The sequence below is a fragment of the Paraburkholderia acidipaludis NBRC 101816 genome (genome assembly GCF_000684975.1).
GTDB lineage: Bacteria > Pseudomonadota > Gammaproteobacteria > Burkholderiales > Burkholderiaceae > Paraburkholderia > Paraburkholderia acidipaludis.
This window is the reverse complement of record NZ_BAXZ01000012.1, coordinates 142,998-157,517: the sequence shown is the minus strand read 5'-3', so window position 1 is coordinate 157,517 and position 14,520 is coordinate 142,998. Positions and strand designations below refer to the sequence as shown.

Below are 14,520 nucleotides of genomic sequence, written 5' to 3'. Positions count from 1 at the left end.
CAGCAGATTGCAGTTTCGCGAGCCGAATGTCCAATATATTATTCAAGCCTGATTGAGTCGAAAAAAGTATCAATGACCAGCCCGAATCTTCCCGATCTGCGCCAGTTGCGCTATTTCGTGGCCGTCGCCGAGGAGCAGCACTTCGGCCGCGCGGCGGCGCGCCTTTCGATGACGCAGCCGCCGCTTTCGCAGGCGATCCGGGCGCTGGAGGACGTGCTGGGCGTGGAGCTGTTCGCACGCACACGCCGCTCGGTCGAGTTGACGGCCGTGGGCGCCGACCTGCTGCCCGAGGTGCGCCGCCTTCTTGCGGCCGCCGAGGCGCTGCGCCCGCTCGCGCAGAGCCTCGCGCGCGGCGAGGCGGGCACGCTGGCGCTCTCGTTCGTCTCCACGGCCGACTATGGCCTCCTGCCGCTGCTGCTGCGCGACTTCGGCGCCCGCTATCCGCGCGTGCGCCTGCAACTGGCCGAGGCAACGAGCGACGTGCAGGTGGAAGAGCTGGTGGCGGGGCGCATCGACGCGGGCCTCGTGATCGGGCCCCTGCCGCCGCGCTACGCGGCGCAGCTGGCCTACCTGCCGGTGGCGCGCGAGCCGCTCGTGGCCGCCATGCCGGGCGCCTTGTCGGCACGCACGGGCGGTCCGGCCGCCGACGACTGGAGCGACGCGCCCGTGAGCCTGCGCGACCTCGCCGAAGTGCCGCTGGTCGTGTTTCCGCGCCAACTGGCGCCTGGCTTCTACGATGCGATCATGGACTGCTACGGCGCGGCCGCGCTGGCGCCGCGCGTGGGCCAGGAGGCGATCCAGATGCAGACGATCGTGAGTCTCGTTTCGGCGGGCATGGGCATCGCGCTCGTGCCGCGCTCGCTGCGGCATCTGCGGCGCACGGGTGTGGCTTACCGGCCGCTTGCCGGCGAGGGGCGCAGCATCGAAACGGGACTCGCGTGGCGATCGGGGGACGTGAGCCCGGTGCTGGCGGCCTTCATCGACATCGTGCGCGCCCACGCGGCGAACGTGGAGGCGCCTTTCCACGCCTGAGCGGCCGCCGCGCGGCGTGTCCCCGCGGTCTCGTTCACGTTCGCGTGCCAGAATGCGCGTCGCGGCGCCCGCGTCGGCGATAATGTTGCGCCGCGAACCCTGCCGGCCGCGAGGCGTCCAACGCTCGCGTGGCCGCCCCCGCCCACCGGATATCTTTTTATCGCCGAAACGGAAGAACTGATCTCACGATGCTCATTCACCCGAACCTCGACCCCGTCGCCATTCACCTGGGGCCGCTCGCCGTGCGCTGGTACGGCCTCATGTACCTCGTCGGCTTCATTCTCGCGATCGTGATCGGCCGTCTGCGCCTGCGCCTGCCCTACGTGGCCGCGCAGGGCTGGACCGCCAAAGACATCGACGACATGCTGTTCTACGGCGTGCTGGGCACGATCCTGGGCGGCCGTCTTGGCTACGTGCTGTTCTACAAGGCGGACTGGTACTTCGCGCATCCGCTCGACATCTTCAAGGTGTGGGAAGGCGGCATGTCGTTTCACGGCGGCTTTCTCGGCGTGACCTTCGCGATGGTCCTGTTCGCGTGGCAGCGCGGCCGCACGTGGCTGCAAGTTACCGACTTCGTCGCGCCGATGGTGCCCACGGGGCTCGCCGCGGGACGCCTTGGCAACTTCATCAACGGCGAGCTGTGGGGCCGTGTGACGTCGCCCGACGCGCCCTGGGCCATGATGTTCCCGAGCGCCTCCAGCGAGGACGCGGGATGGCTCGCGGCGCATCCGCAGCAGGCCGCCGCGTGGCATCTCAACGAAGTCTTCGCGCAATACCACATGCTGCCGCGCCATCCTTCGGAGCTCTACGAGATCGCGCTCGAAGGCATCGCGCTCTTCCTCGTGCTGATCTTTTTCTCGCGCAAGGAGCGTCCGGTGGGGGCGATCTCGGCAGTGTTCCTGATCGGCTATGGCCTCGCGCGCTTCACCGTGGAATTCGCGCGCGAGCCCGACGACTTCCTCGGCCTGCTCGCGCTCGGTCTTTCGATGGGGCAGTGGCTTTCGCTGCCGATGATCATCGCGGGCGTGATCATGATGATCTGGGCCTACCGTCGCGCGGCGGGCCGCAAGGGCACGCAGACCGCCAATGCGAAAAGCTGAGCGAGCCGGCTCGCTACCATGAAAAAGCCCGGTCATCGCGACCGGGCTTTTTCGTTGCGTGCGCACCGAGTATTGCGGCGCGCTTCGCCGTCACTTCATCTGCACCGACCCTGACACGGTGACGGTCACGGTCGACGTGCCGCCCTCGAGCGGCACCGGCGGCGCGGCCTTCGCATCGGCCGACATCGCGCGCGCGGCCATCATCATCATCGGGCGCGGCGGCACGCCCGCATGGCCCACGTTGACCTCGCGGATCGTATAGCTGCCGTAGCCGAACGCGCGCGCGGCCGCCGTGGCCTGCTCGCGGAACGAGGCAATCGCTTCGCCCGAGAGCTTCTGTTCGGCGGCGCGTTGCGCTTCGGGCGAGAGCGAGAACTGCACGTTGCCCACCTGCATGATCGACGAGATGTCGCCCGCGAGCTTCGAGGCGGCCGCGAAATCGTGCGATTCGATCACGACCTCGGTGCGCCCGCGCCATGCGGAAATGCGGCCGTCGCGGTCGGTGGACGGAAAGATCGAGAACTGGCCGGAGCGCGCGCTCACGCCTGCCACGCCCTTGGCCTTCTGCAATGCGGCGTCGGCGCGCTGGTTGAGGGTCGTGGTCAGTGAGGCGGGGTCGCTGGCTTCCTGCTCGTAGAACAGCGTGATCGTGACGACGTCCTGCGGGACTTCGTCACTGGCCTGCGCGGACAGCGACAGCACGCCGGCCGGCTGGTAGCGCGCGTCGCTCTGCGCGAACGCGGCGCCGGGCGCGAGCGTGAGCGCGATGGGCGCGGCCACGGCGAGTGCGGCGGCGAGTGTCACGACGGCTTTTCTCTTCATTGTTGGCTCTCCTTGCAGAACGGGTTCGCAACCGGGGCGCGCGCGAATTCATGCTGCCATGCTGCGCTTTGCGCAGGATTGTGCGGCACGTGCGCCGCGCGCGCGGTTTGCGTGCCCATTAGTCGGGCGCCGCGGCGCGCGGGTTCCCTTCAGGTGTAAGGATTTTTAAATCTTTAACGCCGGCGGTTCGCCGATGCAATCATTGCGATCCCATCAGGCGCTTCGTGATGAAGTTCCACTCGGCAAGCGTGACGGGCGTGATCGAAAGACGATTGCCTTTCGCCAGCACGCGCATGTCGGCAAGTGCTTCGTGCTCGCGCAGCGCGGCGAGCGGGATCAGCGGGCACTTCTTCCTGAACACGACGTCGACGAGCATCCAGCGCGGATTCTCCTGCGTCGATTTCGCGTCGTAGTAAGGGCTTTTTGCATCGAACTGCGTGGGATCGGGATAGGCCGTCGACGAGACTTCGGCAAGACCCGCGATGCCGGGCTCGGGGCAGCTCGAATGATAGAAGAGCACGCCGTCGCCAATCTGCATCGTGTCGCGCATGAAATTGCGCGCCTGATAGTTGCGCACGCCGGTCCACGGCAGCGTGCGATGCGCTGCGTGGGCGAGATCGTCGATGCTTGCTTCGTCGGGTTCGGACTTCATCAGCCAGTAGCGCATGAGTCGGAGATCACGAAGAAAGAGAAGGGGAGCCGCAAAGAAAAACGGCATCGGACACAAGTCCGATGCCGTTCGAATAGGTCCCCGCCATAGCCGCTAGGCCGGCATCCTGAACCGAGGGTTCAGAATTGGTCGCAGTTAGCAGCACTTCGGGTACATCAGACAGAGTGACGCGCACGCCCGTGCTACAAATTTCCGCAACCGTGCACATGGCATTGGTTCAAGGAATATATGACCTTGGCGAACCAGGCAGGGAAGCTGACTAAACCTTTTAAAACGTGTTGCTCTTAAAAGCTGCTGGCAACCGATAGCTCAGGCACAGACGTTATTGCACGTTGTGCTGCTCAATCACTGCGCCGAGCTGTTCATTCATTTGGCGCATTGTACGACGGATTTCTTCCGCTGGGAATGCTTCGCCATGCCGCACGCTGCTCTGCAGGCGCAGCAGTTCCGAGGCGATCGAGAGCGCCGCCATCACGGCGATGCGATCGGTGCCGCGCACGTTGCTGTGCGTGCGGATCTTCGACATTTCCGAGTCGACGCGCGCCACCGCTTCGAGCAGCGCCGCTTCGGTTTCCGGCGAACAGGCGAGGCGATAGGCCTGGCCGAGGATCGTCGCTTCGATCTGTTTGGTCGTCATGCATTTTCTCCGTGGCGGGTCGTGTTGCTATCGTCGCTGGCGGGGGAAGACGGTTCGAGCAGATCGAGCTGGTTGTCGGGCTCGGCATGCGCGCGCGCGCGCGGCAGCTTTTCGAGGATCGCGTTCAGGCGTACCTGCGCATCGTCGATCTTCGCAGAGAGGGCATCGCGCTCCGCTTGCAGCGCATTGCGCTCTTCGCGGATCTGATCGAGTTCTGCCTGGGTCGCTTCGCACTGCGCGCGTGCCTGCGCGAGTTGCTCTTCGAGCGCGAGGCGTGCTTCATGGTGGCGCTGATTGATCTCGATCAGCCGCCCGATATTCTGTGAGAGTGTTTCGAGTTCGTTGAGCATGTGCTGCGTCCTCTAAAGACAGGCATTCTAGCGCGGATTAACGGCTATTCCGACAATTGTGTCGTTTCCAGACGTAACAGCACTGCTTCGTGCCGGTAACGGCAGCGAGCGCGCCCGGCGGGAATGCGTTTTGCCTGTGCGAGACGGGCCGTGCGTCGGTTCACGCATTCGGCTCGCGCCGGCCTCGCATTCGGCTGTTTCATCGGCCCATTTCTTGACGCTCCCGCAGGTGCCTCCTACACTTGCGGCACTCTGGCACCGTATGCCGTCCGAGCGCGAAACCAGAGGGAAAACCCGGGTAAACAGGGCGGTGACCTTCGCCACGAACCCGCGCCATCCAGTGCGCCGCCGGCACACGATCACGACGACCCGACCCATGAATTCGCCTGCCCGCATGACACACCATGCCGCGCCGTTGCGCCCGTCGATGAGCGCGGGCCGGGCGTGCGCGATCTGGGGCGCGCTGGCGTTCGCGGCGCTCGTGGTGTTCGCGGCGTCGCTCGCGACCGGCAGCGTGACGGTGACGCTTCGCGAGGCGCTGGCCGCGCTGTCCCCCATGCATGCGGGCGCTGCCGACATGACGACGGAAATCGTCCGCACGCTGCGCCTGCCGCGCGCGCTGAGCGGCTTTGCGTGCGGCGCGCTGCTCGCGCTGGCCGGCGCATTGCTTCAGGTGCTGTTGCGCAACCCGCTCGCCGAACCGTACGTGCTCGGCGTGTCGGGCGGCGCGGCCGCGTTTGCGCTCGTCGCGATGATCGCGGGCGCCGCCTGGTGGGCCGTGCAGACGAGCGCTTGCGCCGGGGCATTTGTTTCGATCCTGCTCGTGTTGGGTCTCGCGCGCGGCGCGCTGTGGCGCGGCGAGCCGCAGGACAGTTCGCCGCGCCTCTTGCTGACCGGCGCGGTGACGGCGGCAGGCTGGGGCGCGCTGATTACGCTGCTGCTCACGCTCGCGCCCGACACGCGGCTGCGCAGCATGCTCTTCTGGCTCACCGGCGATCTGAACGGCGCGGGCATGCCGTGGGCCGCGCTCGCCGCGCTCGCTTTGGTGCTTGCCGTGACGGCGCCCATGGCGCCGCAACTGAATGTGCTGCTGCGTGGGGACGCGGCCGCGCAGGCGCTCGGCGTGCCGGTGCTGCGCCTGCGTCTTGCCGTCTATCTCGCCGCCTCCCTCGCCGCCGCGGCCGCGGTCACGACGGGCGGCACGATCGGTTTCGTCGGGCTCGTCGTGCCGCATATGCTGCGTCTCGCGTTTGGCAACGACCAGCGCATGCTGATGCCGGCCGCCGCGCTCGCGGGCGGCCTCGCGGTGATGGCCGCCGACCTCGCGGCGCGCACGCTGGCCGCGCCCGCGCAATTGCCGGTGGGTGTCGTGACCGCGCTCGCCGGCGTGCCCGTGTTCCTCTGGATGCTGCTGCGGCGGCGCGCGCGATGAGCGATGCGTTGCGTCCGGCCCCGCTCGTTGCGGCTCACGCGCTCACGTTGCGCGCGGGCGCGCGTACGCTCGTCGAGTCGCTCACGCAGGACTTTCGCGCGGGCGAGCTCTGGTGTATCGCGGGTGCGAACGGCGCGGGCAAGACCACGCTGATCGGCGCGCTGGCGGGTCTTTATGCGGGCGCGGCAGGGCATGTCGAGGTCGAGGGGCGTGCGCTTGCCGCCTGGCCGGCCGCGCAGCTTGCGCGGCGCCGCGCACTGATGCCGCAGGACACGCGCGACGCCTTCAGCGCGAGCGTGCTCGACATCGTGCTGCTCAACCGCTATCCGCATCTCGCCGGTTGGGGCTGGGAACGCGACGAGGATCGCGCGGCCGCGCAGGCTGCGCTTGCGATGCTCGGCCTCGAATCGCTCGCCGCGCGCGACGTGCTTTCGCTTTCGGGCGGCGAGCGGCAGCGCGTAGGTCTTGCCGCCGTGCTGTGCCAGGAAGCGCCGCTCCTGCTGCTCGACGAGCCGCTCGCGCATCTGGACCTGCATCATCAGATCGCGTGCCTCGACGCGTTGGCGCTCTGGGTGAGCACGGCGCCGCGTGCGATCATATTTTCCTGTCACGATCTCAATCTGGCGCGCCGCTATGCGACGCACGCGCTGTTGCTCGACGGGCGCGGCGGCTTCCACGCAGGGCCGGTGCGCGACGTGTTGACGCCCGAACGCGCGAGCGCGGCATTCGGCCACCCGCTCGTGCTGATACGCGATGGCCTGCACGAAGCGCTGGTGCCTACATTCTCGGGCAAGCTTGCACCGTCGCCTGAAAACGATGTCTGAATGCGCATTGCCCGATCCCGAACTCTCTGAATTGAACCGAAGATGAAGTCGCCCCTATCCGATCTGCTCGCCGTCGAACCGCTGGACCTCTCGCTGCGCGACGAGTTGCAGCACCTCATCGATACCCGGACCAAACCGCCCGGCAGCCTCGGGCGCCTCGAAGCGCTGGCGCGCCAGCTCGGCATGATTCAGCGCAGCACGCGGCCCACGGTCGAGCGGCCCGCGATGATCGTCTTCGCCGGCGACCACGGGATTGCAAACGAAGGCGTGAGCCCGTATCCGCAGGCCGTGACCGCGCAGATGGTGGCGAACTTCCTGGCGGGCGGTGCGGCGATCAACGCGTTCAGCGGCGTGGCGGGCCTCGAGCTGGAAGTCGTCGACGCGGGCGTCGCCACGCCTTTGCCGTCTTCTTCTTCGCTCGTGACGGTGCCCATCGCGCGCGGCACGCGCAACTTCGCGCACGAGCCGGCGATGACGCGCGACCAGGCCATCGCCGCGCTCGAAGCGGGCGCGGCGCGCGTGCGTCATCACGCGGCGCTCGGCACGAACGTGATCGGCTTCGGCGAGATGGGCATCGCGAACACGTCCTCGGCCGCGTGCCTGATGAGCCGTCTGTGCAACGTGCCGATCGACGAATGCGTGGGCCGCGGCACGGGCCTCGACAACGCGGGCCTCGCGAGAAAGCGCAACGTGCTGGCGGCTGCGCTCGCGCGGCATCCGAACGCGCGCGAACCGCTCGACGTGCTCGCGACCTTCGGCGGCTTCGAGATCGCGATGATGGCGGGCGCCTGCCTCGAGGCGGCGCGCTCGCGCATGGCGATACTCGTGGACGGCTTCATCGCGACTTCGGCGCTGCTCGTGGCCGATGCGCTCGCGCCCGAAGTGCGCGGCTACTGCGTTTTCGCCCATGCGTCGAACGAGGCGGGGCATCGCCGCATGCTCGATCACTTCGGCGCGCGCGAACTGCTGTCGCTCGATTTGCGGCTAGGCGAGGGCACGGGCGCGGCACTCGCGGTGCCGCTCCTGCGCGCGGCCTGCGCGTTTCTGAACGAGATGGCGAGCTTCGAGTCGGCGGGTGTCGCCAATCGCGGCGAGCGCGGCGCGTGATGCGTGGGCCACGCGTGACGTTCGTGCCAAGTGCGTGTCGGCTCAAGGCCGTCCCATGAATCCGCTCGCCGAACTGCGCTACTTTTTCACGGCGCTCGGCTACTTCACGCGCGTGCCGGTGCCTCGCTGGGTCGGCTTCGAGCCGGCCTGGCTCAACGCGGCGGCGCGTTACTTTCCGCTCGTGGGCGTGCTCGTGGGCGCGCTCGCCGCGCTCGTCTATCTCGTTGCGCTGCATGTGTTTCCGCCCGGCGTGGCCGTGCTGCTTTCGATGGCCGCAACGCTCCTTGTCACCGGTGCGTTTCACGAGGATGGGCTGGCCGACTGTTGCGACGCGTTCGGCGGCGGATACCAGCGCGAGGACGTGCTGCGCATCATGCACGACTCGCGCATCGGCGCGTTCGGCGCCATCGCGCTCGTCGTGGCGCTCGCGCTGAAGTGGCAGACGCTTGCTGCGTTGCCGCCAGCGCGCGCCGCGACGCTCATGATCGCGGCACACGCGGCAAGCCGCGCCTGCGCGATCAGCTATCTCGTCACGCTCGACTACGTGCGTGCCGAAGGCAAGGCCAAACCCGTCGCGCAGCGCATGAGCGCTGCCGCGCTGCTGTGCGCCTGCGTGTTTGGCCTGCCGTGGCTCTTCTGGCCCGACTGGCCCAACTGGCGTGGGGGCCTCGCGACGCTCGTGCTCCTCGCGGTATTGCGTTATGGGCTGGGGCGCTATTTCGTGAAGCGCATCGGCGGCTATACCGGCGATTGTCTTGGCTTCGCCCAGCAGGTGTTCGAGCTGGCGATCTATCTGATGGGGCTTGCGTGGACCTCGTTCTGATCCGCCATCCGGCGGTGGCCGTGGAGGCGGGCGTGTGCTACGGCGCAAGCGATGTAGCGCTCGCGGGCGACGTGGCGCAGGAGGCGGCAGCGCTGGCACGCCGGCTCGAGGCGCTCGGCGCACGCGCGCCTGCCCGTATCGAATCGAGTCCGCTGGCACGCTGCGCACGCGTTGCGAATGCGCTGGGGACGACGCATGGTGTTGCGCCCGGGATCGACACGCGGCTCGCGGAGATGGATTTCGGCGCGTGGGAGCTGCAGCGCTGGGATGCGATCGCGCGCGAGCAGATCGACGCCTGGGCCGTTGACTTCGAGCACGCGCGCCCTCACGGCGGCGAGAGTGTCGCGCAGTTCGAGGCGCGCGTGCGCGCATGGTTCGAGGGGGCCGGCGTAGCGGCGCCCGGCACATCGGCATCGGACGAGGTGGCCTGGGTCGTGACGCATGCGGGGGTGATCCGCGCCATGACGGCATGTGCGCTCGGGCTCTCGTTGTCGCGCTGCGTGCGCTGGCCGCTGGAGTACGGCGCGCTCGTCTGGCTGCGCAGAGAAGCGCGCGGCGGTCCGTGGCTCCTGGTCCGCTGGAACGCTTGAGCAACTGATTCGGATCACGAATCAATGAGCCGGGGCGGCGTCGCGCGTGCGGGCGAGATCCAGATCCTTGCAGAGTTCCGCGGCGCCTTGCGCGATGCGCGGGGCGGGCCGCGTGAGCAGGTCGCCGTCGATGGCGAAGAGATTGCCGTGCGCCACCGCCGTCAACGCGGGCCACGCGCGCCAGCGGTCGAGCCCGGGGAGCGGCTTGTCCGGCGCCGTCGCGCCTTGGGACGACGTGACGATCGCATCGGGATTCGCGGCGAGGACGGCTTCCGTCGAGACGGTCGGCACGAGCGGCTGGAGCGCCGCGAACACGTTGCGTCCGCCGCATAACGCGATCACGTCGCTGATCATGTGTTCGCCGTTGAGCGTCATCAGCGGCTGATCCCAGACCTGGAAGAACACGCTGACCGGTGTGCGCCCCGCGTAGCGCTCGCGCAGTTGCGCGATGTCGTGGCGATACGCGCCGGCGGCGCGCTGCGCGGCGCTCGACGTATCGAGCAGGACGCCCAGGCGCGTGAGCGAGGTCGCGACATCGTCGAGGCGGCGCGGTTCGCTGAAGAACAGCGGGATGTTTAGTTCGCGCAGCCGGTCGAGTTGCTGCTGGGCGTTGCCGTGCCGCCAGACCACGATCAGGTCGGGTTTGAGCGCGACGATGCGTTCGAGGTCGAGCGCGCGGTTATCGCCCACGCGCGGGATGTTTTGCGCAGCCGGCGGGTAATCGCTGTAGCTCACGGCGCCCACGAGCTTGTCGCCGCCGCCCGCGGCGTAGATCAGTTCGGTGATGTGCGGCGAGAGGCTGATGACGCGCTGCGCGGGCGCGGCCAGCGTGACGGTGTTGCCGGCGTCGTCCACGGCGCTCACGGCGGCGTGCGCCGCAGGCGCGCCAAGCCACGCTTGCGCGCAGAACACGAGGGTAGCGAGCACGCGTGCGTTCATGAGGCGCTTTCGTTTTGTGTGCCTTGTCTGCCGCGCTGTGCATCGCGCTGTGCATCGACCTCGCGCACGGCTTCGCGCAGCGCGGTTTCCAGGCGCCGCCATTCGTCTTCCGATGCGGGCAGGCCGAAGCGCAGGCTGGCCGGCGCTTCGAAGCGGCGTGTCCAGACGGCACGCCGCGCGAGCGCGTCCTGGAGCGCGTGGGCGCGGGCGTCGGCGACCCAGACGAAGAGCGGCGTGGTGTGCGGGGTAAAACCGTGCGCGCGCAGGAGCGCATCGAGCCGCGCGCTTTCTTGTGCAAGCTGCGCGCGCATCGCGGTCTGCCATGCCGTGTCGCGAAAGGCGTGCGTGACGGCGTGCCGCGCGGGGCCGTTCACCGTCCACGCGCCGAGGCTCGCGCGCAATGCCTCCAGCAGCGGCGGCCGGGCGAGCGCGAACCCGCAGCGCGCGCCTGCCAGCCCGAAGAATTTCCCGGGCGAGCGGAGCACGGCGAGTCCTTCGCGCGCGACTTCACCCGCGAGCGAGGCGCAGTGGGCAGCAGTGAAGGCATCGGCGAACGCTTCGTCCACGATCAGCGTGCCGCCGCGCGCGGCCAGTTGCGCGTGCCAGCGCAGCAGCGCAGCTGTGTCGAGATGCTCCGCCGTCGGATTGTTCGGATTCACGACGACCGCATGCGTGACGCTCTCGGGCAGCGTGTTGCGCGCGACGTCGAGCGCGACGATTTCGTGCCCCGCCTCGACGAACGCGGGCGCGTACTCGCCGTAGGTGAGCGGCGCGATGGCCACGCGCGCACGCGGCAGCAGCGCGGGCAGCGCGCGGATGGCGGCCTGGCTGCCCGCTACGGGCAGCACGTGCCGCTCGTCCGGGGCACCGTAGTAGCGGGCGGCGCAGGCGGCGAAGCCGTCGCCGTCCTCGGGCAGGCGGCGCCAGGCGCTGGCCGGGACCGGCGGCACCGGATAGCCGTGCGGATTGATGCCGGTGGACAGATCGATCCACGCCTCCCAGGCGATGCCGTAGCGGCGCGCGGCTTCGTGCAGGTTGCCGCCGTGCGCGACGGGGCGGGGCGGCGCGTCGATGCGCTCAGACATGGCTCGCCACGCTCACGAAAGCCAGGGCGATCAGCACGGCGAGCCACAGGATCGTCGCGCGTTCGACGAGACGCAGCGCGGCGTCCACGTCCTGCGCGCGCGGCGGCGTGCCCGCGCCGAGCGTCGGCCGCTGCTCGATCGCGCCGTGATAGACGGCCGCGCCGCCCAGCAGCACGTTCAGCGCGCCCGCGCCCGCGGCCATCACCGGTCCGGCGTTCGGGCTGTCCCAGCGGCGCGCCTGCTCGCGCCAGCAGCGCAGCGCCACGCGCGTGTCGCCGAGCAGCGCGTAGCTCGCGGCCGTGAGGCGCGCGGGAATCCAGTTGAGCACGTCGTCGATGCGCGCCGCCGCCCAGCCGAAGCGCAGATAGCGCGGCGTGCGGTAGCCCCACATCGCATCGAGCGTATTGGCGAGCCGAAACGCGAGCGCGCCCGGCCCGCCCGCGACGGCGAACCAGAACAGCGCGCCGAAGATGGCGTCGTTGCCGTTCTCCAGCGCCGATTCGACGGCCGCGCGGGCGAGGGCGGTGGTGTCGGCCCGGGCGGTGTCGCGCGAGACGATGCGCGACGTGAGTTCGCGCGCGCGCGCCAGGTCGCGTTGCGCGAGCGCGGCGCCGATCGGCGCGATGTGGTCGGCGAGACTGCGCGCGCCCAGTGCGAACCACAGCAGCGCGACATGCAGCGCCGCGGCGAGCGGCCACGGCAGGATGGCCACGAGCAATGCGGCGGCGAGGACGGGCGGCGCCACGGCGGCGAGCCAGGCGAGGAGACCGAGCGGGCGGCCGCGCCGTCCGGTGTTCAGACGCTCTTCGAGGCGGTTCGCGAGCTTGCCGAACGCAATGAGCGGATGGGCGCGGCGCGGCTCGCCGAGCCAGTGGTCGACGACGACGCCAGCAACGGCGAGCGCGGCGGTGACGGGCAGGGTCAGCATGAAAGCGGCATCAGGATGTCTTCAAGCGGTCTTCAAGGCGTCTTGAGCGCGAGCGGCAGGCCGGCGGCGACGAACGTGGCGCGGTCGGCAAGTGCGGCGATGCGCTGGTTCAGGCGGCCGAGTTCGTCGACGAAAAGCCGCGTGGCCGCGCCGAGCGGCACCACGCCCATGCCGATCTCGTTGCTCACGACCAGCACCGTGCCCTGCGCGCGTTCGCAGGCGGCGGCGAAGGCGTCGATGCGCTCGGCCCAGTCGTCGCGCGGCGCTTGCGCATCCGGCGGGCAGAGCAGGTTGGCGAGCCAGAGCGTGAGGCAGTCGATCAGCACGCACCGGCCCGGCGCGGCAGCGGCTTCGAGCGCGCCGGCCAGATCGAGCGGCGCCTCGACGAGCCCCCATTCCACGGGCCGGCGCGCGCGATGATGCTCGACGCGCTGCGCGAACTCGCCGTCCCCTATGCGCGCGGTGGCGATATAGGTGACGGCCAGGCCGCTCTCGCGGGCGAGGCATTCGGCATACGCGCTCTTGCCCGAGCGTGCGCCGCCGACGATGAAGGTGAGGTCGCGCGAAATCATCGCGTGATTGTACCGGCTTGTTCCCGCCTCACTCACGGCCTGAACGCCTCGCCGTGCGCGCGATGGGATAATGCGCGCTCGCCCGCCAGAGAGCTTTTTCGAACGATGACCGCACTGATTCCCGCCGTGCCGCGCGGCACGCTGATGATCCAGGGCACGACCTCCGACGCCGGCAAGAGCACGCTCGTTGCGGGGCTGTGCCGGCTCGCGCGGCGCGCGGGGGTGCGCGTGGCGCCGTTCAAGCCGCAGAACATGGCGCTCAACAGCGCGGTGACCGTCGACGGCGGCGAGATCGGGCGCGCGCAGGCGCTGCAGGCGCTCGCCGCCGGCATCGACGCCCACACGGACCTCAACCCCGTGCTGCTCAAGCCGAACAGCGACCTCGGCTCGCAGGTCATCATCCACGGCAAGGTGCGCATGAACCTCAACGCGCGCGCTTATCAGGACTACAAACCGCTCGCGCGCGAGGCCGTGCTCGAATCGTATGCGCGGCTGCGCGCCCGCTACGACACGGTGTTCGTGGAAGGGGCAGGCAGCCCCGCCGAAGTGAACCTGCGCGCCAACGACATCGCCAACATGGGCTTTGCCGAGGCCGTGAACTGCCCGGTGCTGCTTGTCGCGGACATCGACCGCGGCGGCGTGTTCGCGCATCTGATCGGCACGCTCGCGTGCCTTTCGGAGAGCGAACGGATGCGCGTGAAGGGCTTCGTCATCAACCGCTTTCGCGGCGATCCCGCGTTGCTCGCGCCCGGCCTCGAATGGCTCGAAGCGCAGACGGGCAAGCCCGTGCTGGGCGTCGTGCCGTATCTGCACGGCCTCACGCTCGACGCGGAGGACATGCTGCCGACCGCCCCGCATAGCCACGCCGATGCCGCGGGCGCGACGCTGCGCGTGGTGGTCCCGGCGCTGCCGCACATCAGCAACCACACGGATTTCGACGCGCTGCGCGCGCATCCCCAGGTCGAATTCAGCTACGTGCGCACGAACAGCGCGCCGCCGCCGGCCGATCTCGTGATCCTGCCGGGCTCGAAGAACGTCCGCGACGACCTGGCGTGGCTGCGCGCGCAGGGCTGGGAAGCGGCGCTCGCGAGGCATCTGCGTTACGGCGGGCGGGTGATCGGCATCTGTGGCGGCATGCAGATGCTGGGCCGCGCGATTGCCGACCCGCATGGCGTGGAGGGCGAGCCCGGGGCGGTGGCGGGCTTCGGCTGGCTCGACTACGAAACGGAACTCACGCGCGAGAAGACGCTGAAGAACGTGACGGGCGCGCTCGCGCTGGACGGTGCGGCGGCCGTGAAGGGCTACGAGATCCACATGGGCGAGACGCGCGGCCCGGCGCTCGATCGGCCCGCGCTGCGGCTCGATGCCGACGGGCATGCGCGGCCCGATGGCGCGCAGTCGGCGGACGGCCAGATTCTCGCCACCTACGTGCACGGCCTCTTCGACACGCCCGAGGCCTGCGCCGCGCTGCTGCGCTGGGCCGGGCTGGCGGCGGCGCGCCCGGTGGACTATCCGGCGCTGCGCGAGGCGTCGCTGGAGCGTCTTGCCGATACGCTGGCCGGCAGTCTCGATCTGGAACGCGTGTTCGCGGCGATCGGGTAAGCCGGCA

The 14,520-nt window shown here is 69.4% G+C and carries 16 protein-coding genes and 1 other RNA gene; 8 read left to right on the top strand and 9 right to left on the bottom strand.

Translation table 11 applies throughout. The features are described from left to right. Positions 1–72: 72 nt before the first annotated feature. A complete protein-coding gene (locus BAC01S_RS15785; protein WP_043202405.1) occupies positions 73–1,032 on the top strand; it encodes a LysR family transcriptional regulator in 960 nt (319 codons plus the stop codon). 188 nt (positions 1,033–1,220) lie between these two features. Then, positions 1,221–2,132, top strand: coding sequence for a prolipoprotein diacylglyceryl transferase (lgt, locus tag BAC01S_RS15780; RefSeq protein ID WP_027795643.1), 912 nt, complete (start codon positions 1,221–1,223; stop codon positions 2,130–2,132). A gap of 90 nt (positions 2,133–2,222) precedes the next feature. Here lgt and BAC01S_RS15775 read toward each other — a convergent pair whose 3' ends face one another. From BAC01S_RS15775 to BAC01S_RS15755, 5 genes are all read right to left on the bottom strand, one after another. After that, positions 2,223–2,954, bottom strand: a complete 732-nt coding sequence (locus BAC01S_RS15775) for an SIMPL domain-containing protein (RefSeq protein WP_027795642.1) — start codon at positions 2,952–2,954, stop codon at positions 2,223–2,225. 199 nt (positions 2,955–3,153) lie between these two features. Further along, entirely contained in the window at positions 3,154–3,621 is a 468-nt protein-coding gene (locus tag BAC01S_RS15765; protein WP_027795641.1) for an EVE domain-containing protein, read from the bottom strand. 77 nt (positions 3,622–3,698) lie between these two features. Beyond that, positions 3,699–3,880: non-coding RNA, 6S RNA (gene ssrS, locus BAC01S_RS33475), on the bottom strand. A gap of 66 nt (positions 3,881–3,946) precedes the next feature. After that, positions 3,947–4,261: a cell division protein ZapA gene (locus BAC01S_RS15760; RefSeq protein ID WP_027795640.1), complete on the bottom strand. Its 315-nt coding sequence runs from the start codon at positions 4,259–4,261 to the stop codon at positions 3,947–3,949. Beyond that, positions 4,258–4,611, bottom strand: a complete 354-nt coding sequence (locus BAC01S_RS15755) for an ATPase (protein WP_027795639.1) — start codon at positions 4,609–4,611, stop codon at positions 4,258–4,260. The genes BAC01S_RS15760 and BAC01S_RS15755 overlap by 4 nt, the downstream gene beginning before the upstream one ends. A 376-nt stretch (positions 4,612–4,987) precedes the next feature. Between BAC01S_RS15755 and BAC01S_RS15750 the strand changes: the two genes are divergently transcribed. The 5 genes from BAC01S_RS15750 to cobC are packed head-to-tail and all read left to right on the top strand — an operon-like array spanning position 4,988 to position 9,387. Then, positions 4,988–6,043, top strand: a complete 1,056-nt coding sequence (locus tag BAC01S_RS15750; protein WP_245616595.1) for a FecCD family ABC transporter permease — start codon at positions 4,988–4,990, stop codon at positions 6,041–6,043. Beyond that, positions 6,040–6,867, top strand: coding sequence for an ABC transporter ATP-binding protein (locus BAC01S_RS35590; RefSeq protein WP_027795637.1), 828 nt, complete (start codon positions 6,040–6,042; stop codon positions 6,865–6,867). Before BAC01S_RS15750 ends, BAC01S_RS35590 begins: the two co-directional genes overlap by 4 nt. Positions 6,868–6,909: 42 nt before the next feature. Then, on the top strand, positions 6,910–7,974 hold the full coding sequence (cobT, locus tag BAC01S_RS35585) for a nicotinate-nucleotide--dimethylbenzimidazole phosphoribosyltransferase (RefSeq protein ID WP_027795636.1): 1,065 nt from the start codon (positions 6,910–6,912) through the stop codon (positions 7,972–7,974). A gap of 55 nt (positions 7,975–8,029) precedes the next feature. Further along, complete coding sequence (locus BAC01S_RS15735; RefSeq protein ID WP_027795635.1) at positions 8,030–8,797, top strand: adenosylcobinamide-GDP ribazoletransferase; 768 nt, start codon at positions 8,030–8,032, stop codon at positions 8,795–8,797. Beyond that, a complete protein-coding gene (gene cobC / locus BAC01S_RS15730) occupies positions 8,782–9,387 on the top strand; it encodes an alpha-ribazole phosphatase (RefSeq protein WP_027795634.1) in 606 nt (201 codons plus the stop codon). The genes BAC01S_RS15735 and cobC overlap by 16 nt, the downstream gene beginning before the upstream one ends. Before the next feature lie 21 nt (positions 9,388–9,408). On the opposite strand, the gene BAC01S_RS15725 is transcribed toward cobC, so the two are convergent. The 4 genes from BAC01S_RS15725 to cobU are packed head-to-tail and all read right to left on the bottom strand — an operon-like array spanning position 9,409 to position 12,911. Beyond that, complete coding sequence (locus tag BAC01S_RS15725) at positions 9,409–10,326, bottom strand: cobalamin-binding protein (RefSeq protein ID WP_043202404.1); 918 nt, start codon at positions 10,324–10,326, stop codon at positions 9,409–9,411. Continuing rightward, entirely contained in the window at positions 10,323–11,411 is a 1,089-nt protein-coding gene (cobD, locus tag BAC01S_RS31430) for a threonine-phosphate decarboxylase CobD (protein ID WP_043202402.1), read from the bottom strand. Before cobD ends, BAC01S_RS15725 begins: the two co-directional genes overlap by 4 nt. Beyond that, a complete protein-coding gene (gene cbiB, locus BAC01S_RS15710) occupies positions 11,404–12,339 on the bottom strand; it encodes an adenosylcobinamide-phosphate synthase CbiB (RefSeq protein ID WP_027795632.1) in 936 nt (311 codons plus the stop codon). Before cbiB ends, cobD begins: the two co-directional genes overlap by 8 nt. Before the next feature lie 32 nt (positions 12,340–12,371). Then, the gene (gene cobU, locus BAC01S_RS15705; RefSeq protein ID WP_027795631.1) at positions 12,372–12,911 is read right to left on the bottom strand and encodes a bifunctional adenosylcobinamide kinase/adenosylcobinamide-phosphate guanylyltransferase; all 540 of its coding nucleotides are present in this window, start codon (positions 12,909–12,911) and stop codon (positions 12,372–12,374) included. Positions 12,912–13,016: 105 nt separating this feature from the next. On the opposite strand from cobU, the gene BAC01S_RS15700 reads away from it, so the two are divergent. Continuing rightward, complete coding sequence (locus BAC01S_RS15700) at positions 13,017–14,513, top strand: cobyric acid synthase (RefSeq protein WP_027795630.1); 1,497 nt, start codon at positions 13,017–13,019, stop codon at positions 14,511–14,513. Positions 14,514–14,520 lie beyond the last annotated feature (7 nt).

Excerpts from the sequence above, each read along its gene's own strand:
- BAC01S_RS15785 (WP_043202405.1), top strand. The coding sequence starts at position 73 with ATGACCAGCCCGAATCTTCCCGATCTGCGCCAGTTGCGCTATTTCGTG.
- lgt (WP_027795643.1), top strand. The coding sequence starts at position 1,221 with ATGCTCATTCACCCGAACCTCGACCCCGTCGCCATTCACCTGGGGCCG.
- BAC01S_RS15775 (WP_027795642.1), bottom strand. The coding sequence starts at position 2,954 with ATGAAGAGAAAAGCCGTCGTGACACTCGCCGCCGCACTCGCCGTGGCC.
- BAC01S_RS15765 (WP_027795641.1), bottom strand. The coding sequence starts at position 3,621 with ATGCGCTACTGGCTGATGAAGTCCGAACCCGACGAAGCAAGCATCGAC.
- BAC01S_RS15760 (WP_027795640.1), bottom strand. The coding sequence starts at position 4,261 with ATGACGACCAAACAGATCGAAGCGACGATCCTCGGCCAGGCCTATCGC.
- BAC01S_RS15755 (WP_027795639.1), bottom strand. The coding sequence starts at position 4,611 with ATGCTCAACGAACTCGAAACACTCTCACAGAATATCGGGCGGCTGATC.
- BAC01S_RS15750 (WP_245616595.1), top strand. The coding sequence starts at position 4,988 with ATGAATTCGCCTGCCCGCATGACACACCATGCCGCGCCGTTGCGCCCG.
- BAC01S_RS35590 (WP_027795637.1), top strand. The coding sequence starts at position 6,040 with ATGAGCGATGCGTTGCGTCCGGCCCCGCTCGTTGCGGCTCACGCGCTC.
- cobT (WP_027795636.1), top strand. The coding sequence starts at position 6,910 with ATGAAGTCGCCCCTATCCGATCTGCTCGCCGTCGAACCGCTGGACCTC.
- BAC01S_RS15735 (WP_027795635.1), top strand. The coding sequence starts at position 8,030 with ATGAATCCGCTCGCCGAACTGCGCTACTTTTTCACGGCGCTCGGCTAC.
- BAC01S_RS15725 (WP_043202404.1), bottom strand. The coding sequence starts at position 10,326 with ATGAACGCACGCGTGCTCGCTACCCTCGTGTTCTGCGCGCAAGCGTGG.
- cobD (WP_043202402.1), bottom strand. The coding sequence starts at position 11,411 with ATGTCTGAGCGCATCGACGCGCCGCCCCGCCCCGTCGCGCACGGCGGC.
- cbiB (WP_027795632.1), bottom strand. The coding sequence starts at position 12,339 with ATGCTGACCCTGCCCGTCACCGCCGCGCTCGCCGTTGCTGGCGTCGTC.
- cobU (WP_027795631.1), bottom strand. The coding sequence starts at position 12,911 with ATGATTTCGCGCGACCTCACCTTCATCGTCGGCGGCGCACGCTCGGGC.
- BAC01S_RS15700 (WP_027795630.1), top strand. The coding sequence starts at position 13,017 with ATGACCGCACTGATTCCCGCCGTGCCGCGCGGCACGCTGATGATCCAG.